The organism is Microbulbifer sp. MI-G (genome assembly GCF_030440425.1).
In the GTDB taxonomy this organism is placed as follows: Bacteria; Pseudomonadota; Gammaproteobacteria; order Pseudomonadales; family Cellvibrionaceae; genus Microbulbifer; species Microbulbifer spongiae.
Genome location: NZ_CP098023.1, coordinates 1,046,122 through 1,066,363, shown reverse-complemented (window position 1 = coordinate 1,066,363; position 20,242 = coordinate 1,046,122). Strand labels below are relative to the sequence as shown.

Annotated in this window: 17 protein-coding genes; 3 read left to right on the top strand and 14 right to left on the bottom strand. The window is 52.9% G+C overall.

Annotation, left to right across the window (positions count from 1 at the left end; all coding sequences use genetic code 11):
- Positions 1–87: 87 nt before the first annotated feature.
- From M8T91_RS04390 to M8T91_RS04380, 3 genes are all read left to right on the top strand, one after another.
- Positions 88–3,081, top strand: a complete 2,994-nt coding sequence (locus M8T91_RS04390; protein WP_301417190.1) for an intermembrane phospholipid transport protein YdbH family protein — start codon at positions 88–90, stop codon at positions 3,079–3,081.
- A 203-nt stretch (positions 3,082–3,284) separates the two neighbouring features.
- Positions 3,285–3,479 (top strand): YnbE family lipoprotein, encoded by a 195-nt coding sequence (locus M8T91_RS04385; RefSeq protein ID WP_301417188.1) that lies wholly within the window; start codon positions 3,285–3,287, stop codon positions 3,477–3,479.
- A gap of 11 nt (positions 3,480–3,490) precedes the next feature.
- Complete coding sequence (locus tag M8T91_RS04380; RefSeq protein WP_301417185.1) at positions 3,491–3,817, top strand: YdbL family probable chaperone protein; 327 nt, start codon at positions 3,491–3,493, stop codon at positions 3,815–3,817.
- A 77-nt stretch (positions 3,818–3,894) separates the two neighbouring features.
- Here the strand turns inward: M8T91_RS04380 and rpoS are convergent, their stop codons facing one another.
- The 14 genes from rpoS to M8T91_RS04310 form a co-directional block, all read right to left on the bottom strand.
- Complete coding sequence (gene rpoS, locus M8T91_RS04375) at positions 3,895–4,941, bottom strand: RNA polymerase sigma factor RpoS (protein ID WP_301417183.1); 1,047 nt, start codon at positions 4,939–4,941, stop codon at positions 3,895–3,897.
- A 201-nt stretch (positions 4,942–5,142) separates the two neighbouring features.
- Positions 5,143–5,916 (bottom strand): peptidoglycan DD-metalloendopeptidase family protein, encoded by a 774-nt coding sequence (locus M8T91_RS04370; protein WP_436970319.1) that lies wholly within the window; start codon positions 5,914–5,916, stop codon positions 5,143–5,145.
- A gap of 185 nt (positions 5,917–6,101) precedes the next feature.
- Positions 6,102–7,064 (bottom strand): DUF368 domain-containing protein, encoded by a 963-nt coding sequence (locus M8T91_RS04365; RefSeq protein WP_301417179.1) that lies wholly within the window; start codon positions 7,062–7,064, stop codon positions 6,102–6,104.
- Complete coding sequence (locus M8T91_RS04360; protein ID WP_301417178.1) at positions 7,061–7,732, bottom strand: protein-L-isoaspartate(D-aspartate) O-methyltransferase; 672 nt, start codon at positions 7,730–7,732, stop codon at positions 7,061–7,063. The genes M8T91_RS04365 and M8T91_RS04360 overlap by 4 nt, the downstream gene beginning before the upstream one ends.
- Before the next feature lie 53 nt (positions 7,733–7,785).
- Entirely contained in the window at positions 7,786–8,748 is a 963-nt protein-coding gene (truD, locus tag M8T91_RS04355; protein ID WP_301417176.1) for a tRNA pseudouridine(13) synthase TruD, read from the bottom strand.
- Positions 8,741–9,226 (bottom strand): 2-C-methyl-D-erythritol 2,4-cyclodiphosphate synthase, encoded by a 486-nt coding sequence (gene ispF, locus M8T91_RS04350; protein WP_301417174.1) that lies wholly within the window; start codon positions 9,224–9,226, stop codon positions 8,741–8,743. The genes truD and ispF overlap by 8 nt, the downstream gene beginning before the upstream one ends.
- Positions 9,226–9,945: a 2-C-methyl-D-erythritol 4-phosphate cytidylyltransferase gene (gene ispD / locus M8T91_RS04345; RefSeq protein WP_301417172.1), complete on the bottom strand. Its 720-nt coding sequence runs from the start codon at positions 9,943–9,945 to the stop codon at positions 9,226–9,228. Before ispD ends, ispF begins: the two co-directional genes overlap by 1 nt.
- A complete protein-coding gene (locus M8T91_RS04340; RefSeq protein WP_301417170.1) occupies positions 9,942–10,229 on the bottom strand; it encodes a septum formation initiator family protein in 288 nt (95 codons plus the stop codon). Before M8T91_RS04340 ends, ispD begins: the two co-directional genes overlap by 4 nt.
- Before the next feature lie 251 nt (positions 10,230–10,480).
- Entirely contained in the window at positions 10,481–11,767 is a 1,287-nt protein-coding gene (eno, locus tag M8T91_RS04335; RefSeq protein WP_301417168.1) for a phosphopyruvate hydratase, read from the bottom strand.
- A 212-nt stretch (positions 11,768–11,979) separates the two neighbouring features.
- Positions 11,980–12,825 carry a 3-deoxy-8-phosphooctulonate synthase gene (gene kdsA / locus M8T91_RS04330; protein ID WP_301417166.1) on the bottom strand — a complete coding sequence of 282 codons (846 nt, stop codon included), beginning with the start codon at positions 12,823–12,825 and terminating at the stop codon, positions 11,980–11,982.
- Between the two features lie 61 nt (positions 12,826–12,886).
- On the bottom strand, positions 12,887–14,521 hold the full coding sequence (gene pyrG / locus M8T91_RS04325) for a CTP synthase (RefSeq protein ID WP_301417164.1): 1,635 nt from the start codon (positions 14,519–14,521) through the stop codon (positions 12,887–12,889).
- Between the two features lie 125 nt (positions 14,522–14,646).
- Entirely contained in the window at positions 14,647–15,957 is a 1,311-nt protein-coding gene (tilS, locus tag M8T91_RS04320) for a tRNA lysidine(34) synthetase TilS (protein WP_301417162.1), read from the bottom strand.
- 321 nt (positions 15,958–16,278) lie between these two features.
- Complete coding sequence (locus M8T91_RS04315) at positions 16,279–18,096, bottom strand: carbohydrate-binding protein (protein WP_301417160.1); 1,818 nt, start codon at positions 18,094–18,096, stop codon at positions 16,279–16,281.
- A gap of 459 nt (positions 18,097–18,555) precedes the next feature.
- On the bottom strand, positions 18,556–19,830 hold the full coding sequence (locus M8T91_RS04310; protein ID WP_301417158.1) for a sugar MFS transporter: 1,275 nt from the start codon (positions 19,828–19,830) through the stop codon (positions 18,556–18,558).
- Between the last annotated feature and the right edge of the window lie 412 nt (positions 19,831–20,242).

The following is a 20,242-nucleotide window of genomic DNA, read 5'->3' as shown; positions in this document are numbered from 1 at the left end:
CAAACAGATCCTGCAATATTTTTCGGATTGAAAAAATACGGGTGATAATACAACCTTATGATTTAACCCGATGTCGAGAGGTTTGGTGTGCGCAAATCACGTATTTTTTTTATTGTACTGACATTGGTTCTGATCACCCTTCTCATTGGCAGTTGGTACATGAAGGAACCAGCCATATCACGGATAATCAATCTACTTTACGGACAGGCAGTTATCCAGAATATCTCCGGTTTGGAATTGGGCTTCGGTGAAATTTCAGCTAGACAGATTCGATTGCAACCTGCCAGGGGTAAAATGTTTATTCTGGATAAGGTAACCATCAGCCACCCTTTCCATATTGTTCTTAATCGCAAAAGCAGTGAAAGGGTAGAAATCTCAGTGGGGAAGCTGAGTCTACATACGGGAGGATGGACAGGGCCGATCAATACTCTGAACACTGCAGATAAAAAGCATGCTTATCCAGTCATAGATCTAAGCCAAGCCCTTCAATCTATTATCTACTTTATGCCGGGTAAAGTTTTTATCAACCAGATAGTACTCGACAACAATGATCTCATGGGCCCATTGGATATTACACGTCATAATCGCCATATATCTGCAAAACTACCTTACACATCCTCTCAACATGAATCATACAATTTATCCTTAAAAGCCGATATTACCCCAGCAAAAATTCAACTGAATGCCAGTATAGATTCCAATATAAGAAAGGCTGTTTCATATGCAGATGTCACTATTGTAAAAAATATACACGGTGGCTGGCTTCTAGATACAAATGCAGTGCTAACTATGGATAGTCTCTCACCATTTGTAGATATCGCCACAGGTTCAGCAACTGGGCTCTCACCAAAAATACACACAACCGGGGCTATTGCCATCCGTACGACATCTGATATACCCGACAATATCACTGCAATTTCAGGCTATCGAAATATCACTTTTTCATTTGAGAGCGAAAACCTGACAGCATCTTTTCAAAGTAAATTACTCGATACAGTACTGAAAGCCCAACTATCGACTACAACTCCTATTGAGATAAAATTGAGTGGATTAGATCGGTTAATTCCCGAGTATATCACTGGAGCTGGCAGGTTAATTCTCTTTCCGGCGGGCAATCTCCCTGAGCGGAATTTTCTATTGGACTCTGAGTTTGAATCCCATATTCAAACAAATATTTCCAGAATTCTCGTTAACGGGTCAGTTAATCTTGCCTCTGGAAAAATATTAGCCAACTCTCCTATTTGGAATACAATTCCAGCACTCACATCCATTAAAAACCAGAATGGAACATTAAACTTTTATGGAGAAATCAACCTACAGCCCTTGGACCAACTCTCTTCTACAGAAAAAAAGGTGTTTGACAGCTTCACTCTCACCCTGACACCTGAGAGCCAAGTGCATATTACAGCCCATATGCAAAATAGTACAGAGGGCTCTCTATTACAACCATTTGGCTTTGACAAAAGTCGGGTACAAGTTGGTGTGGAGGACAACCTTACAATCACGGGAGCAATCTCTCAATCTGGCCGGATTCACCTGGTAGTCAGTGGAGGAACCGTTTCTGTAAAAATGCAGGGAGAGAAAAGCAGAAATTCAATTCTGGCCCATTTTCGGAAAATCCGTTGCAATATTAATGACAATACCGAATGTACTTTTGGCATAGAGTCTGAGGTTCCTGAGATTGTCAATCCCATTTCCGGGATCTCCATCACACAGCTATTCTCAGATAGTAACGTGCGTATCCAAAAAACCGGTGATAAGTACTGGCTACAAATAAAAGCGTTCACAGTGACTGCAAAAGAGATAAAAGACAAAAGCCTGCATCTGAAGAATAGTGAGTTCCGAATGCCAGGCCTCCACTGTGTCTTTCATGCACATACCTCCAGTTGTAACAGTACAAAGGGGGAAAGTAACGTCACAGCAACTGTCAATGAGTCTCTTTCATTCTCAGGCGATGTCAGTTTCGGTAATCTAAAGCTACAGATCGAGGACGGAAAGACCGATTTTAGCGGCACATATAACAGCAACAACCTGCATTTAACGGCCTCGGGAAATTACGCTCTGGATGCCAGCCTGTCTGGATTTGTCGCTCTTACCGGTAATGTGCTAGAGGGAAAAGGAAACCTGGTTTCTGGTCCACTGGTAATACAGCATCACTTACAGCATAGTCTGAAACAGGCAAAAGGCCGTATTCTCTTTTCCCTACCACCAGTTGTTTTCAGCCCCATGCAGCCCCTAAGCCAAACCGTGAAGGGACTACCAATTGATGTGGTTTCAGGACAAGTATCAGCCAGCGGAACACTCTCCTGGCCCCAACAACAAGGTAGTGCTCTGCGGCTGACGTTGTCTGATATAGCCACTGTTTATGCAGATAGTTTCGCAACAGGCATTGACGCAAAGCTGCTGTTTGAAAAGGATAGTGGACAGTGGGTCACAGGGGAGCCACAATCACTGTCAATACAATCCATGGACGCGGGCCTTCCCCTGGAAAAAATCCGCTTCTCCCTATTTCTGGATAGGGATATGGACCTCGTTCTGAGGGATTTTGCTGCAGAGTTTCTCGGCGGGAAGGTGACTTCGCAGGCACTGACATGGAACCTGTCTCAAGTGAAGCGACAGAGCACGCTGTATGCTCAAGATATTTCCCTGGAAGAACTGGCCCGCGTAACAGAATCCAAACACTTTGAGGCTAAAGGTCGCCTCAACCTGACCATACCGATGATCACTGGTCCCGATGGGATCACGGTGGAAAAGGGACATGTCAGGGCATTGGCGCCCGGTGGTCAATTGCGCTATTACGGTGCCTTTTCTCCACAAATGCTGGCAGATAACCCGCAACTGAACCTGATTGCCAACGCACTGGAGGACTATCTTTTCCACACACTCGAAGGCAACATGGAGTATTCTCCCAGCGGAGACCTGCTGTTGAAACTCCAGCTAGTAGGGCGCAGTGACTCAGTGGATATTGACAGGGACCTGATTATCAATCTCAACCTTGAGAACAACATTCCAGCCATGTTGCATTCCCTGCAAGCCAGCCGGGACGTGGCAGAAGCTCTGGAAAAGCAGCTGGACCAGTAGCTCGCCTATACAGTAGGCTCTCCTGTACTGGATTCACTTCGGGGTGTAAGCCCCTGCCAGTTCAGAACCGGTTAAGATTGGGTCTGTACCATAGAACTATGGCCACTCCCGACCTGATCGTTAAACCTGGCCGATCAGTTGCGGCAATCGCTGATGATGTCGCAAGTCAATAGATGCCCAACAGGCATTGCTAGGAGTTTGAAATGAGAGCCAGACAGCTGATTTCCGTGGGACTGCTTTACGCTATGGTTGTTACAGGGTGCACGCCAACCGTCGCTGTTAAGGCGCCCACTGAACCGATTACGGTCAACCTAAACGTCAAGATTGAACACGAAATCCGGGTCAAGGTGGATCGGGACCTCGACAACTTGTTTGAAGGTAAGGATGGCATTTTCTGAGGAGGAAAAACATGAGTATGGTGAAAAAAACCCTGCTGTTTCTGGGTATCCTAATCACATTGCCGGCACTGGCGATTTCTCTGAATGCGGCCAAGAGTCAGGGGCTGGTAGGTGAGTCTAACAGCGGTTACATCGCAATCGTGGACACCAGTTCTCCGGAGCTGGAAAAACTGGTAAAACAGGTCAATACAAAGCGCAAAGCCGCCTATGCCCAGATTGCCAAGCGCAACAACATCGATATCGCCCAGGTAGCGGCACGCGCGGCAGAGAAACTGGAAGCGCGTCTCTCCCCGGGTGAGTATTACCAGGATAATCTCGGGCGATGGGTACAGAAGTAGGTAAATCCAGGCCCTGTGTCTTCACTGAAAGCCCCGCGAAGACACCGTCTTCGCGGGGTGCTTACTTCGAGCCAGGTTTAAAAGTTTCCAAATAGGGATTGCCCGTCCAGCCCCTGCTTTTCCATCACTTCGCGCAAGCGCTTGAGTGCATCAACCTGGATCTGGCGAACTCGTTCGCGGGTGAGGCCGATTTCCCGCCCGACTTCTTCGAGGGTACTGGCTTCAAAACCACGCAATCCGAATCGACGTGAAACCACTTCACATTGTTTTTCGGGAAGCTCTCCAAGCCAGCGGTTGATGCTTTCAAACAGGTCATTGTCCTGCAACAGCTCAGCCGGATCAGACTCCTGCTGGTCGGGAATGGTATCCACCAGGGTCTTTTCAGAGGAGGGTCCGATCGGCGTATCCACGGAGGTAACCCGCTCATTGAGCCCCAGCATCCGCTCGACATCCTCTACCGGTTTCTCCAGCAAATTGGCAATCTCTTCTGCGGATGGTTCGTGATCCAGTTTCTGAGCCAACTCGCGAGATGCCCGCAAATAGACATTTAATTCCTTGACCACATGAATGGGTAGGCGGATTGTCCGGGTCTGATTCATTATCGCGCGTTCAATAGTCTGCCGTATCCACCAAGTAGCGTACGTGGAAAAGCGAAATCCGCGCTCCGGATCAAACTTTTCTACTGCGCGGATTAATCCCAGGTTGCCCTCTTCAATCAAATCCAGCAGAGCCAAGCCACGACTGACGTACCGGCGGGCAATCTTTACCACAAGGCGCAGATTGCTTTCAATCATCCGCTTTCTAGCCGCGGCATCTCCACGCAACGCCTTGCGTGCGTAATAGACTTCCTCTTCAGCAGTCAGTAGAGGAGAGAAACCAATTTCATCCAGGTAGAGCTGGGTGGCATCCAGATTCTTCTGCAAATGACCATCACCGTTCAGCCTGCGAACCCGGCTCTTCTCCGAGGAGGCGGCGGCAGTATTTTTTGCCGCTTTTTTCCGCGTACGGCCTGTAACTATCCCTTTATTGCGATCCAGTTGCTGCTCATCATTTTTTTCAACCAACTCAGGAGGAAAGTCTTCTGCCTGGCCAGCCATTGACTGATCTTGCCGCTGTGCTTCCATTTCCCCTGCTCCTTGTACTTTGCCAATATCAGCCGCCAAACACACCCCAAAGACTACTCAAGCACCAATCTGTCCCTAAGGGCATGTGGCGACAGCCACTGAATCAGCTGACCCTGCGGTGGTCACGATTACAGTAACTACCTCAAGTGGTATCAATAAAAAGTCCATTTTTATTACAGGGCCGCAGAACATCCGTCCGGCTTACGGCAAATAGGCAAGAGGGTCTACTGGCTGACCGTTTCTGCGAATCTCAAAGTGGAGCTTGTTGCGGTCGGTACCACTTGAACCCAATTCCGCTATCCGCTGTCCCGCTTTGACTGCACTGCCCTCCCGCACCAGTAGCCGGTGGTTGTGGGCATAAGCACTCAGATACTCGTCACTGTGCTTCACGATCAGCAGCTTTCCATAACCTCTCAATGCGTTTCCCGCGTAGATAACGGTGCCATCGGCCGCTGCCAATACAGATTCTCCCTTTTCTCCGGCGATATCAACTCCCTTGCGCAGGGGATCACCGGAGCGGAATTGGCTGATCACTTTTCCACGTGCGGGCCAACGCCAGCGAATTGAGCCCGCCCGCCGGGCCTGGCTCGCATGGCGCTTGCTACTTCGCGTTAAAGATTTTTTACTGGATGCTGAAGCAGTCTTCTTGTTAGCCACCTTGCTGCTCGGCATTTTTTTAGTCTTTTCCCGCGCCACTGAAACCGTGCTGGCAGGGGCTTTTCCATTCAGCTTCAGGCGCTGGCCCGGATAGATATAATAGGGGGAGGCGATGCCGTTGAGTGCGGCTAGATGTCGGAAATCCTTACCGTAGCGCCAGGCGATCGAATACAGCGTATCTCCCTGGCTCACCGTATGGTAGTTCAAGCGAATGTCGGGGGGCTGTTTCAGGGAACTGCTGGGAGCCCTGTGGCTGCCACAGGAAAACAAACCCCAAATTAGCACACTTGTGCCTAATATCTTTAACAACCTAACCAAAAAGTATCCAAGCCCAAAACTATTGCCCCGCCAAGAACGGTGTTGAGGATGTTGTGAAAGGTGACATTTCATTATTCTCTTTTTAAATCAGACTGCGGCATTTATGGAAAAAGCGTCTAAAGAAAAGCGGTAAAAATCCCCGTAAAAGTCTCTTAAAAAGCTGCCATACCGAGATTTCCGAGATCTTATTGCGGTGTGGCACAGGATTTCCCTCTATGAGCTGCAGCAAAAAAGTCCACGGCAAGTACCAACAGGATAGCGGCAAGCGCTGCGATGACGGCCATCCCCAAATAGGACTCTTCGCCGCTTTGCACCACAAACTTGGCCGGGGAGGTATTCGCCTGCAGTGGGGCCAGTTTACTGGACATCGCAACTTCTCCCTCCATAGGCAACTTCCAGGGCCAGAGAATTTTCAGACTGCCCAGCAATATCCCAGCCAGAAAAGCCAGTGTTCTGGCAACATACTTGTGTATCAGCCACGAGAGCAGTCGACTGAACAGGATCAGACCTACGGTTGCACCAGCGGCAAAGCAGAACAAGCTGGTAATCTGCAGTTCGTGCACCGCTGTGAGTACCTTGGGGTAGATCCCAATCAACAAGAGAATGAAAGCACCGGAAATACCCGGCAGGACCATGGCGCAAATAGCCAGGGCACCGGAAAAAAACAGGGTCAGCGGAGTCGCGGGGATATCACCGGGACGCAGTTCACTCACCGTTACCGCCAAAAGTGCTCCCAGCAGTAGAAATACAAACACCGATGGAGACCATCTGGGTATCTTGCGCAAAACAGGCACAGAAGATGCCAGTACAAGGCCGAAAAAAAAAGACCAGACCACAATTGGATAGTCGCTGAGAAGGCCACTGATCAGGCGCGCAAGACTGAAAATACTGATCAAAATACCAGCAAACAGAGATAGCAGAAAACTGCCATTAATGTATTTCCACAGCGCCACGACCCCTTCATTCTTCAACAAGGGAATACAGCGCGGCCCAATTTGACTCAAAGAGTCCAGCAACTCCCGGTAAATACCGGTAATAAAAGCGATGGTACCGCCGGAAACACCAGGGACAACATCAGCCGCACCCATTGCCATGCCACGCAGCACCACTGCGGGATATCGGCTCTTGGCGATTTCAACCAAATTCATCGAACAACACCACTAAGGAGCGGCACAAAACGCACCGCTTCCAGTTTTTCTACATCAAACAAATCGCTGTCCTGGCGGCGGACCAACAGAGTCAAATACTGCTGCTCTGATCCCACCGGGATAACCATTACACCATTGGGTGCCAACTGCCGTTTCAACTCATCCGGAACAATTGCCGGTGCTGCCGCCGCAAGAATGGCAGTGTAGGGGCCCCTATCCGGCCAGCCAAACCCCCCATTACTGAGTTTGTACTCAACATTGCGCAAACCCAGCTCTGCCAGGCGTCGGCGTGCCTTTTCCAACAGGGGTTCGACACGCTCAACGGAGTAAAGTTGTTCGACCAGGCCAGCGAGAATCGCTGTTTGATAGCCCGAACCGGTGCCCACTTCCAGTACGCGCCGAAGGGACTTAGCCCGATCCAGCAGCAACTCAGTCATGCGGGCAACAATATAAGGTTGCGAGATGGTCTGGCCGTAGCCTATGGGCAGAGCCGTATCCTCGTAAGCGCGAATCGCCAGGGCTTCATCCAGAAACAGATGCCGGGGGATCGAAGCCATCACTTCCAGAACCTGCTCGTTTTTAATCCCCTCTTCCCGCAGCCGCTGTATCAAACGGTTGCGGGTGCGCTGGGAGGTCATTCCCAGGCCTTCGTGTCTTAAATGATCCATATACGGTTTATTTCCATGCCCTGCAAAACACCTGTCACTTCCAGTACCAAATTTTAAGTGCTTGATTTCACATTGACCAGCTGGGCCACTTCCCTCAACAGCGCTGTTGCAAATTCACCATGGGACAGGGAAAACCCGAGCACCAGACTGTCTTCTTCCCATTGATAGTGAAACGCCTCAGGGCGTAGTACCAAGGCCCGGCGCTCCTGCCTGAGCCCGCAGTGCTCTAACCAGTTGCACCAGGGCTGCCAGGGGAGCAGAGCACGCTGCTCCAACTCTTCCTGTACACGGGATGCCGGATTGCGCCCGCGCCCCCAAAGAGGGCCGCTGGGATTTGCTTCCGGCTCACCATCGAGCACCTCCCGCCAGTTGCCCGCATCGACCCTTTCTGCCAGGACCTGATTAAACAGCCAACTGCGCGCTGCGGACATGGCAAAGGCCTTTTTGCTTTTGCCACAGCCCCCGCCACCCTCGGCCAAATGGCGGACCAAATCCAGGTTGTTCCCATGGATACCAAAGCGCTGCTCACCAAAGTAATTGGGCACACCGGCGCTAATTTTATCCAGTCTCTGCTCGGCAGCAGCTCGCTTCCCGCGAATACTGCGCAGGCGGATTTTGAACCGGTTTCCGCTGTGCTCGCCCCGACGCAACTTGCGCGAGCCGCGAAAAGTGTGCAGCACAGAGATCTCCGGGCCGTTGAGTCGCGACCAGTCCGGCTGGAGCTTTTTCCCCAGCCATACACTGAACCACTGGGTAGTTAACCCATGCCGGTCTTTCAAACCGAAATAGCCCACATCCGAGGTGTTTACGCCGGCAAGAGTCGCCAACTGCTTTGCCACCCAGGCCGTGTTTGCGCCGCGCTTTCTGATCTGCAGATAAACATGCTCACCATTTTCAGAGGGCGGCGGAAACGCCAGTTCTTCAACAACAAAGTCTTCCGGCTCAGTGCGAAAGTCTGCGCTCACATACACTGCACCCAACGCCCGCGGCCAATCCAGTTTCCAGCCTTCAGTCATGGGAGTGCTCGAGTAACACAACGGCCTGGGCTGCGATGCCTTCGCCGCGACCAGGAAACCCCAGTCTCTCCGTCGTCGTCGCCTTGACACTGATATCACCGCGTTCAACACCACAATCTGCGGCGATAGTAGTGCGCATCGCTTCAACATAGGGGGCCATCTTCGGCGCCTGGGCAATCAGAGTAATGTCGGCGTTCACCAGGCGATACCCTTTGTGATTGATCAGGGTGACAACCTTTCGTAATAACCTGCGGCTATCCACGTTGGCGTAACGGGCATCCGTCTCAGGAAAATGGTGGCCGATATCTCCCAGGGCCAGGGCACCCAGCAGTGCATCCGCCAGGGCATGTAGAAGTACATCACCGTCTGAATGGGCCTCAAGGCCGCGCTCGTACGGAATTTTCACTCCGCCGATGACAACATGATTACCTGGACCAAAGGCATGTACGTCAAAGCCTTGGCCTATTCGAAAACTCACTACTGTTTATCCTCTGTAGGGGCGTAGCGCAGGCGCAAAATGGCCTCTGCTACCAAGAGATCGAAGGGGTGGGTCACTTTGAGATTATCGCCCTGCACCGCCACGAGTTGGGGCGAATGTCCATACATTTCGAGTGCGCTGGCCTCATCGGTGACCGTTTTACCTTGTTTGAGGGCCCGGCTCAGGCAGGAATACAGCAGGTGTAAAGGGGCACGCTGCGGCGTTTGTGCGAGCCAGATCCGCCTCCGGTCCAACGTCTGTTCGGCGCAGGGTGCCCCATCCAGAGTCCGGCTCTGCTTCACCGTATCACTAGCCGGGCGCGCCAAGAGGGCAATGGGCGAAACGCCTTCATCGAGCAGTGCACCAATATCCCTCCGAGTAATACAGGGGCGGGCGGCATCATGGACGAGTACCGGCGTATCATCCACCGCACGCCCGATGAGATACGTCAGTGCAGCCAGCACAGAATCTGCCCGCTCGGCACCACCAATCACCGTGTGTACCTTGGGATTTTGGGCCTCTTTGAGGTGGGGGAAAAACCCATCCTCTTTCGACAGGGCCACAACAATTCCCGCAAGCCCCGGCCAGCTTAAAACATTCTCTAACGTCAGGGATAACAGCGGTCGTCCCATGAGCGGTAGATACTGCTTTGGCCGATCGGCACCCATGCGCTTGCCGGTGCCGGCGGCGGGCACGACAACCCAGTAATCCCTAATCACTGCCCGGTCTCTTGCGTATCCAGGAAGATAAACAGTGTTTCCCCTTCCTTGATCAGTCCCAAATCATAGCGCGCCCTGGCCTCAATCCCGTCGGTACCCACTTTGAGACTGCGCACCTCCCTGAACAATTGGCGGTTTTCCTGCTCAAGAGCGGCATTTTTCTCTCGCTGTACGGCGAGTTGACGCTTGAGACGGGTGATTTCGGCGAGACTGCCTGGACCTACCCAGAGCCGATATTGGGTGGCAAGCAGTAGGATGGTGAGAATTGCCAGCAGCCATTTCATACGAGACCAGGATTGTTTCGCTGATAAAGAGATTTACCCGGCAACGCAACCGGCTGCCAGGGGATAGGGCCCGGGGCGGAGCCGCCAACCACAGGCCACCACAAGTCCATAAAGTACAAACAGCTCAGCGCAATTACCCCCATATTTCAAGGGCGGCAGTCAGTAAAGTCATCGAGGATCGACCTGATGGCCTGGTCACTATGCACTGCAGCAGGTATCTCATACTGTGCTCTTTCAACAAGTAAGAACCATCAGGTGAATTCAGCCCGGCCGCGGTAGGCCGCCGCCCCGTTCAACTCCGCTTCGATACGCAGCAGGCGGTTGTACTTGGCGACGCGGTCTGAGCGACACAGAGAGCCGGTCTTGATCTGGCCTGCAGCAGTGGCGACAGCCAGATCTGCGATCGTGGTGTCCTCGGTCTCACCGGAACGGTGAGAAATGACTACGGTATATCCGGCCTCTTTGGCCATTTTGATCGCATCAAGCGTTTCTGACAGAGAGCCGATCTGGTTGAACTTGATCAAGATGGCATTGCCCACCCCCCTCTCAATACCTTCTCTGAGGATCCTGGTATTGGTTACAAATAGGTCATCACCCACCAACTGGACTTTCTCACCAATCTTATCGGTCAGTATTTTCCAGCCATCCCAATCGCTCTCATCCATACCATCTTCGATGGACAGGATCGGGTAATTGGAAGACAACTCAGCCAGGTAATTGGCAAAGCCTTCACTGTCGTACTGCTTGCCCTCACCTGACAGATTGTACTTGCCATCCTTGTAAAATTCGGAGGAGGCGCAGTCCAGCGCCAGGGCAATATCCTCACCCAGGGTGTAACCGGCCTTTTCCACTGCCTCGGCAATCACTTTCAGGGCCGCTTCGTTGGAGGGCAGGTTGGGGGCAAAGCCGCCCTCATCCCCGACGGCAGTGCTGAGCTTGTTCCTCGACAACACTTTTTTCAGGCTGTGGAAAATCTCGGCCCCCTGGCGCAGGGCCTCGGCAAAAGTCGTGGCATTTACCGGCTGGATCATAAATTCCTGAATATCCACGTTGTTGTCGGCGTGTTCTCCACCATTGAGGATATTCATCATAGGGACCGGCATGGAATACTGACCGGCAGTGCCATTAACTTCTGCAATATGCTGATACAGCGGAATTTTTTTCGACGCCGCCGCGGCTTTGGCCGCAGCCAGGGATACGGCCAGGATAGTGTTGGCGCCCAGCCTGGCTTTGTTTTCAGTACCATCGGCATCGATCATCGCTTTGTCCAGTGCACGCTGATCTGCCGCATCCATACCCTTAAGCAGGTCGGCAACAGTGGTATTAATATTCTCAACAGCTTTCAGAACGCCCTTGCCAAAGTAGCGGGCCTCGTCCCCATCGCGCAGTTCGAGTGCCTCTCGGGAGCCGGTGGATGCGCCGGAGGGGGCGCAGGCGGAACCGATAGACCCGTCCTCCAACATCACATCAGCTTCAACGGTAGGGTTACCGCGGGAATCCAGCACTTCGTAGGCTTTAACAGCGACAATCTTGCTCATTAAAACGGGCTCCATATGGTACTTACTCAAACATCGGTCGTGAAAGAAAAAGAGATATCCAAACTGTTGCGCGAGGAAAATCGCCGGCTAGCAGCACCCCAGCGGACAATCTTTTCGTAGCTGAAGTATCGGCAGCTGTTTCACAGGGTTAGCGCCACTGGAACAGGTATACTGCACCCGGCAAAGAAGCTCTCCTAGAATGAGGTTTACTGTTATTTTGTATCCAGTGTGGCAAAGCCTTTTACCAGATCATCTACCGCCTTCATTTGTGCAAGGAAAGGCTCCAGCTTGTCCAAAGGCAGTGCGCTGGGCCCATCGCACAGGGCCTTGTCCGGTTGCGGATGTGCTTCGAGGAACAACCCGGCAATACCAATCGCCAGACCTGCGCGCCCCAGCTCTGTAACCTGCGCCCGGCGTCCACCGGACGCGGCACCAGAAGGGTCGCGCATCTGCAGCGAGTGCGTCACATCAAAGATCACAGGGGCCCCTGCGGAAACATCAATCATGGTGCGAAAGCCTAGCATATCGACCACGAGATTGTCGTAGCCAAAGCAGGTCCCACGCTCGCATAACAGAATGTCTTCATTGCCACACTGGGCAAATTTATCCACTATATTTTTGACCTGCGGCGGACTCATAAACTGTGGCTTCTTTACATTGATCACCGCACCGGTAGCGGCCATGGCCGCTACCAGATCGGTCTGGCGGGCAAGAAAAGCGGGCAACTGGATAATATCCACAACCTCTGCCACAGGTGCCGCCTGGAACTGCTCGTGTATATCGGTAATCAGGGGAATATTAAAGGTCTCTTTGATTTCCTGGAAAATCCTCAAGCCCGCTTCCATGCCCGGCCCGCGGTAGGCATCGACCGAGGAACGGTTTGCCTTGTCAAAAGAGGCTTTGAAAACGTAGTCAATTCCCAGCTTTTGGGTGACTTTAACGAAGTGTTCCGCCACTTGCATGGCCAGCTCCCGGGACTCCAGTACATTCATACCACCAAACAGAACAAAGGGCCTGTCATTCGCAATCTGAATATTTCCGACTTCAATGGTTTTCACGGTCTGCTTCCTGTTCTCTCCCCCTGACTGTTAAGCCAGTGGCAAAATTGCATTTTTTATTTTAACCCCGGTTTTCCCGCTGCTGCATGGCTGCGGCAACGAAGCTCTCAAACAGCGGGTGTCCATCGCGGGGTGTGGAGGTGAATTCCGGGTGAAATTGGCAGGCGACAAACCAGGGGTGGTTGGGCAGTTCAACCATTTCCACCAGAGAGTCATCCACAGAAAAGCCGCCGACCTTCAAACCGGCCTGCTGCAGGCGGTCGACATAATTATTATTCACTTCATAGCGGTGGCGATGGCGCTCCACAATCACATTGGCACCATAAATTTCACGGGCCCTTGAGCCCTCTGCGAGGCGGCACTCCTGCCCCCCCAGACGCATGGTACCACCGAGATCGGATTGCTCATCGCGCTTCTCTACATTGCCTTCGCTGTCGATCCACTCGGTGATCAGACCAATCACCGGGTGCGGCGTCTTGGTATCAAATTCCGTACTGTTGGCACCTTCGAGTCCGAGCACATTGCGCGCAAACTCAATTACCACAGACTGCAAACCAAGACAGATACCCAGGTAGGGGATGTCGTTTTCACGGGCGTAACGCACCGCTTCCAGCTTGCCATCGAGGCCGCGTTCACCAAAACCGCCGGGCACCAGAATTGCATCGGCACCGGAGATCAGGTCAATGCCTTCGGTCCCTTCAACCTCTTCCGCATTGATAAAATCAATATCCACTTTACAGCGGTGTTTGATACCTGCATGGGTGAGGGACTCAATCAGCGACTTGTAGGCATCCAGCAGCTCCATATACTTGCCAACCATGGCAATTCTGATTTCTTTGTTGGGATTGAGCTTGCCATCCACCACCCGATCCCACTCGGACAGATCCGGGGCCCGGCATTGCAATTGCAGTTTTTCCACCACGATATCGTCGAGACTATGGCTGTGCAGCAGGCGCGGAACACTGTAGATGGTTTTGGCATCGGGCAGAGGGACAACCGCACGCTCCTCTACATTAGTAAACAATGCGATCTTACGGCGGGCATCCTTGTGGATCTCGCACTCTGAGCGACACAGCAGTATGTCCGGTTGCAGACCAATGGAGCGCAGCTCTTTGACAGAATGCTGTGTCGGCTTGGTTTTGGTTTCTCCAGCTGTGGTGATAAAGGGTACGTAACTCAGGTGAATCAGTAATGCGCGATTTATGCCCATCTCAACGCGCAACTGACGCACGGACTCCAGGAACGGCTGGGATTCAATATCACCGACGGTACCCCCGATCTCAACGATGGCCACATCCATATCAAGGCCGCCTTCCAGTACACGGCGTTTGATTTCGTCAGTAATATGGGGAATCACCTGTACGGTACCGCCCAGGTAGTCCCCGCGGCGCTCCTTGCGCAGTACGGTTTCGTAAACCCGGCCAGTTGTGAAGTTGTTGCGCTTGGACATCCGTGTGCGAATAAAGCGTTCGTAGTGACCAAGGTCAAGATCCGTCTCCGCACCATCTTCTGTGACATAGACCTCCCCGTGCTGGAAGGGGCTCATGGTGCCCGGATCCACGTTGATATAGGGGTCCAGCTTCAGGATGGTCACCTTGAGCCCACGGGCCTCGAGAATGGCGGCCAGAGAGGCGGAGGCGATACCTTTTCCCAATGAGGAAACCACGCCACCAGTTACAAAAATATAGCGCGTCATGCAAAACCTTGATCAGTTGGGTGCTCGATGAAAGTCGAGCTTTCAGGGCAGGCCCGGGCGGTTAATCCAGCGCGTTCCGGTGCCTTTGAGACGGGGGGCCAGACTAGCAGAAAACCCTTTTCCACTCAATCGGAAAACCACCATCTGGGTGGCGGCGTCTGGGCGAGGCCCGCCACATCGCAGGTAAACAGGTCGCCGACGGCCACCAGCTCCCCCGCTCGATAGATCAGTGGCACCCTGTCTCTCAGCCAGGGCTCCAGGGCCCGCTCCTGTAATAACTTCTTCAGGGTCTGGGAATGTACCCGATCCGATGGCTGTGCCCGCTCACCCCCACGGCGATAGCGCACCCGATACTGTGAACCTGGCCAGCCCGGTGAGGGTGCCAGCACCCCCCCTCCCGGCAGAGGCAACTCGGAGATGCCATCCCAGCACTTTTGGTCCCCTCCCTCTTTCACCGCGTAACGCGCCAACTCAGGGGTCAGATACAAACGCCCCTGATAGCGCCTCACCACTCTGCCGCCCAGCTGCACCGCAATCCGGGCATCCGCTGCCGCCGCGCCCAGTTGTTCCAGAGCCTGCTGTAAGGGGGCCCACTCCGGCGCCTTACCGCCCTGCTGCAAACACCAGTAGCGCAACAGGTTCTTGCGCCGGGCCAAACTTAGACCGGTGAACCTCTCCAGGGCCAAACTCTCCCCAAAGCGCTCCCGGCGTAATCCACAGCCGTGCAGATCTGCAAGTGCCAACGCCTGCAGCAATTCGGCGGACTCCCGCAGATTTTCCACCGCACGCACGACCCGTTGTCTGGCCGGCCAACGCGCGGAAAGTAACGGCAACACCCTGTGGCGCAGATAATTGCGATCGAGGGACTCATCGGCGTTGCTCTCATCATCGATCCAGGTAAGCCCATGGTCCCCAGCCCAGGCCGCCAGTTCGACACGGCTAGCTCCCAGCAGGGGCCTCAAAAGGGACCTGCCCTCACCCAGGAAGCGCGATTCCGCAATACCGGCCAGCCCCAGTACCCCGGCACCGCGCATCAGGCGCAACAGGAAAGTCTCAGCCTGATCATCCCCGTGATGGCCGAGCAGGATCTGATCACCCTCTGACATCACCTGGGCAAACGCCCGATACCTCGCCCTGCGGGCCCGCTGCTCCAAGCCTCCCTTTCCTGTAGCCACATGTATCTGCACAGCGGTAAAGGGTACCGACAGGTGACAGGCGAACTCCCGACAATGGGACAACCAGTGGTCCGCATTCGCACTCAAGCCATGGTGCAGATGCAGCGCCCGCACCGGAATTTGGCAGCTGGCAAGCAGGTGCAGCAGGACTGTGGAATCCAGGCCACCGGAGAACCCGACCCAGAGTTGGCCCGGCACAGGGTGGCGCTGCATTGCCACCTGCAGGAGTGTCGGAAGCCGCTCTGGGTTGGTGATTGTCACTGGATGGCAAGCCCGCAATTTACCTCGCCACAGTATACCCAAATGTGCGACCTGGGCGGAAAAGGAAGGGTGCGCTCCAGAAAAGGCAGGTGGGCGCGGGAAGAAATCGCAATTTACCCGGCAAGCAATCCGGTATGACCTCTGCTCTTTCGACTGCCGCATTGGAAAACCCGACAACTGGATGAAGTTACCGGGCTCTCAATACATTGCAAGAAAACGTGTACCTACCCCATTCACTCAGCCGGCAAAAAGCCTAGGGGTGAATCCCTCTTTGCACCCTTCGAACAGGCTAAGGCCACGAAAGGCCTTTTTCACAACCTGCTAGAGCCTGGTGAATCGTATCCAGTTCAGGTTCCATCCCCCCCGGGGCACACCGATTCCAAAGTTCTGCCTTCCGGCTTCCAGGTAAACGGTCATAGAGATCGTTGTCCAGTTTTGCCAACCATCCGTATCGGGTATTGTTAAAGTGCCATAAACGGGGTTGCCCCCGGCACGTTCAAAGCTGAGGGAGCCACCATCCAGGGCCGCCACACGGAACTCTACTGTATAGTTCCCGCTCGAAGGGATATCAATATCGTGGTAAGCCATCCAGTCCCCGGCATCAACCCAACCGACGTTCTGCCCTCCCCCCACATCACTGGTGGACTCAGTCTGTACACCGCTCATATAGGTGTAGTTCTCGGCTTCGATCACGATGCCCTGACCAGGCGGGTCGGGGTTGTTGTCACTACTCTGAATATCCAGCCAATTGAGATTCCAAGCGGGACCCAGGACCGCAATGGCTATCTCCTGCTCTCCGGCATCCAGCTGAACAGTCTGTTGAATCGTGGTCCAGCTCTGCCAGTCACCGGTATTGGGGATATCCAGTTGACCATATACCGGTGAACCGCCACGTTTCTCCAACTGCAATACGCCGCCGCTACCCAACGCAGCCACCCGATAGGACACCGTATAGTCACCACTGCTGGGCACAGTGATGTTGTAGCTCATCCAGTCGCCAGTATCGAGATAACCGACACTACTGCCACCGCCCGTATCCGAAGTGCTCTCAATTTGAACACCGGACATCTCACAAAAATGCTCTGCTTCAATTTTTGCGGGCAAAGTGACTGTGTCGCAATCGGATGGGTTTGGAGGTGTATTCCCTGCCCAGGTTCGAATAATCTGACGCACTTTATTCCCGGATTCGGTCAAACTGGAGGCAGGCCAACCGCCATTTGCATTCGCCCCGGGCCAGAGAGCAGAGGCCCCCTCATTTTTGTCGTTGATCGACCAGTTTGCATGACTGATATTGTTGGATTTCAGAAAATCCATCCAACGATCAGTTTCACCATGATTCACCCCCCCATTGCCGTCTGCGTTCACAGTTCCCCATTCAGTGGCAAATAGTGCAATGCCATTATTGAGTGCAATTTGCGCTTTGTCTCTCAAGTATTGGCCATGCGTACCGGCATAAAAATGCAAGGTATAGGCGATATTGGCATAGCCCCGAATAGGATCATAAGAAGCCTGGTCGACATCCTGAGACCAGGTGGGTGTTCCGACAATAATCAGATTATCTGGATCGATAGCACGTATGGCACTGATCACCGACTCGGCATAAGGCTTGACGTCACTACTCCAGGAAACCTGTTTCGGCTCATTGTAAATCTCATAAATCACATTGTTTGTATGACCGTAATCGGACGCCATACGCTTAAAAAAATTGATCGCCTGGCTCCAGTCATGGGTATGGGCATAGTGGGAGTGCCAATCAATAATGACATACATATCATTGGCTATGGCCGCATCCACTACCACTCGCACCTTGGCCTCATTACCGGCCGGATCTTCAAAATATCCGCCCCCGTCTTCGACCCCCATTGCAGCCCGCACCAGTGTTGACTTCCAATCCGATTTCAACCAACTAACGGTACTCGCATTGTAGTATTTCTCTCCACCCCAACCATTATTGCTCCAGAAGTAGCTATTGCCTGCAAGACTGCCCGGTTGGCCATCGATCAAGATCCGATTCCCACTGACACTCAGGGGTTCTACTGCGAATACACCGGTGGAGTGCAGCAGCCACCAGCCTGCCAGAAGCGCCAAAAAGGCACGCCCCGAGCAGGGAGTACAATTGTTTGTGCTTTGCTTTCTCATCACTTTTATTCCTTTGCTAATTATTCTTGTACCATCGCATCTTGCGATGCGCAGTTGCTATGCCCAAAGGATATTTCTACGGATAGGAATGTGCGATTTCCTTGACTGCACCTGCGTCCCAGAGCCCGCTACACCGCGAATCTATCATTGATACCACTCTGGCTTTGAGCAATAAAAATCCGCTAGAGTGGTTCTTTCCCGGGGCGATACGGACAGCGCCTCCCGAACACTGTGTCAGTTGTATTGAAAGATACCCAAGGAAGTGGTACCACAAAATAAGGCGGAGATGGATCGGGTTGCCAATAGAATTGGTTTCAACACCAAACAATCTACTGTAGTGCAACCATCAGTTGAGTTGGAAACAACGGGGCTTGCCCAGACAGAGTGTGAGCCTCACCTGGCAGGCCCCTTACTGCAAGTGAATAATAGAGTGGCACTCGGTTGCTACAAGCGACCCCCTCACTCCTCTACATCTCCACGCAGATCCAGCGAGAAGGCTCCATAATAAACAATGAAACAATAGCACAGCAGGGGCACCGAAAATGAAATCTGGATACCGGCGTTATCTGCAACCAGGCCCTGTAAAAGCGGGATTACTGCCCCCCCCACGATTGCCATACACAGCACACCACTGCCCTGGCAGGTATGTCTACCCAGACCATGCAGGGCAAGACTGAATATGGTTGGAAACATAATCGAGTTACACAACCCGACGGCAACGATCGACCACACGGCAACAACACCGGAGCTATGCATGGCCACCGAAATCAGTGTCACTGAGCCCAGGCCACAGATCGCCAACAGTTTCCCGGCAGATATATAGCGTAGAAACAGTGCTCCGGCAAAACGGCCAATCATCGCACCACCCCAATACAAGGAGACAAAGTGTGCGGCTTCAAAAGGTCGCATCCTAGCTACCGAGGGCTCCCCGAAAAAACTCACCAGAAAGCTACCGATGGCAACTTCAGCCCCCACATAGGCAAAAATGCCCACTGCACCCAAAGTCAACCTGGGAAAACGCCAGATAGAAAAGATCTCCTGCTCGTTGGCCCCAAACTCTGTGGCTTTCAGGTGATTGGGAATTTCCGGCAGGCGTATCCAGGAGAAAAAGGCCACCATCAGCAACAAAATGACTGCCAGCCAGAAATAGGGGGCCTCCACCAATGCCGCCTCACGGGCGCGAAATTCGGTTATACTCGCAGCGGTATCCGGGTCAGAGCCGGTAGAGACCGCAGTAAAAAAGACCGCACCGCCAATCACAGGCGCAAGTGTGGTTCCCAGGGAGTTAAACGCCTGGGTGAGATTCAACCGACTGGGTGCCGAGCGAGCGCCACCCAGGGCAATAACATAGGGATTGGCAGACACCTGCAACAGGGTAATTCCTGAGGCCAATACAAAAAGTCCCAATAAAAATACCTCATAGATTTGCAATCGTGCCGCTGGAATAAACACCAGACAACCGGCACAGGCAACCAACAGGCCCAGTACCAGTCCCAACTGGTAACCCACTCTGCGCAGTAGCAACCCCGCAGGCACGGAGACCAGGAAGTAAGCGGCAAAAAAGCAGAACTGTACCAGAACGGCCCGGGTATAACTCAGCTCAAAAACATTTTTCAGGTGTGGTACCAGCACATCATTGAGGCCAGTAATAAACCCCCAGATCAAAAATAAAGAGGTCAGGGCAGCCAGATTGAAATAACCGGGGACAGCGCCTGCTGGTTTGGCGCCCTTCATGCCAGTATCCTTGACCACGATCTCGTTTGGAGAGTTCGGCTCGGGCAACATCTGTTTCACTGGAAACCGATCTCATGAGCCAATAGTGTATTAATCCCGATCAATCCGCTCATACCAAACCCTATGACCACTATCGCGTTCACTGCATGAAAGCGCGCATGCATCCGATCCAAATAAGCCAGGAATAAATCATACACAAGCTACCTCCTTTCAAAATCACCTGCCAAGGTCGGAAGATCATGAGGTCACACGCCCTGATCACTTTAAAACAGAACACAGCGACTCCAGACAAAGGCGGTCTTATCACTAAAATCCGTGCGAGAATCACAGGCAAGACCACCGACTGCTGTAACCCAGTACAACCACAGAAAAGTAGTCATATAAGCCCAGATTGCCGAAATTTACTTGACGA

What these genes read in the sequence shown, in the direction of transcription:
- eno (WP_301417168.1), bottom strand. Translation starts at nt 11,767, where the DNA reads ATGAGCAAGATTGTCGCTGTTAAAGCCTACGAAGTGCTGGATTCCCGC.
- M8T91_RS04365 (WP_301417179.1), bottom strand. Translation starts at nt 7,064, where the DNA reads ATGAATTTGGTTGAAATCGCCAAGAGCCGATATCCCGCAGTGGTGCTG.
- M8T91_RS04310 (WP_301417158.1), bottom strand. Translation starts at nt 19,830, where the DNA reads ATGAAGGGCGCCAAACCAGCAGGCGCTGTCCCCGGTTATTTCAATCTG.
- rpoS (WP_301417183.1), bottom strand. Translation starts at nt 4,941, where the DNA reads ATGGAAGCACAGCGGCAAGATCAGTCAATGGCTGGCCAGGCAGAAGAC.
- M8T91_RS04380 (WP_301417185.1), top strand. Translation starts at nt 3,491, where the DNA reads ATGAGTATGGTGAAAAAAACCCTGCTGTTTCTGGGTATCCTAATCACA.
- M8T91_RS04360 (WP_301417178.1), bottom strand. Translation starts at nt 7,732, where the DNA reads ATGGATCATTTAAGACACGAAGGCCTGGGAATGACCTCCCAGCGCACC.
- pyrG (WP_301417164.1), bottom strand. Translation starts at nt 14,521, where the DNA reads ATGACGCGCTATATTTTTGTAACTGGTGGCGTGGTTTCCTCATTGGGA.
- M8T91_RS04385 (WP_301417188.1), top strand. Translation starts at nt 3,285, where the DNA reads ATGAGAGCCAGACAGCTGATTTCCGTGGGACTGCTTTACGCTATGGTT.
- M8T91_RS04340 (WP_301417170.1), bottom strand. Translation starts at nt 10,229, where the DNA reads ATGAAATGGCTGCTGGCAATTCTCACCATCCTACTGCTTGCCACCCAA.
- truD (WP_301417176.1), bottom strand. Translation starts at nt 8,748, where the DNA reads ATGACTGAAGGCTGGAAACTGGATTGGCCGCGGGCGTTGGGTGCAGTG.
- M8T91_RS04315 (WP_301417160.1), bottom strand. Translation starts at nt 18,096, where the DNA reads ATGAGAAAGCAAAGCACAAACAATTGTACTCCCTGCTCGGGGCGTGCC.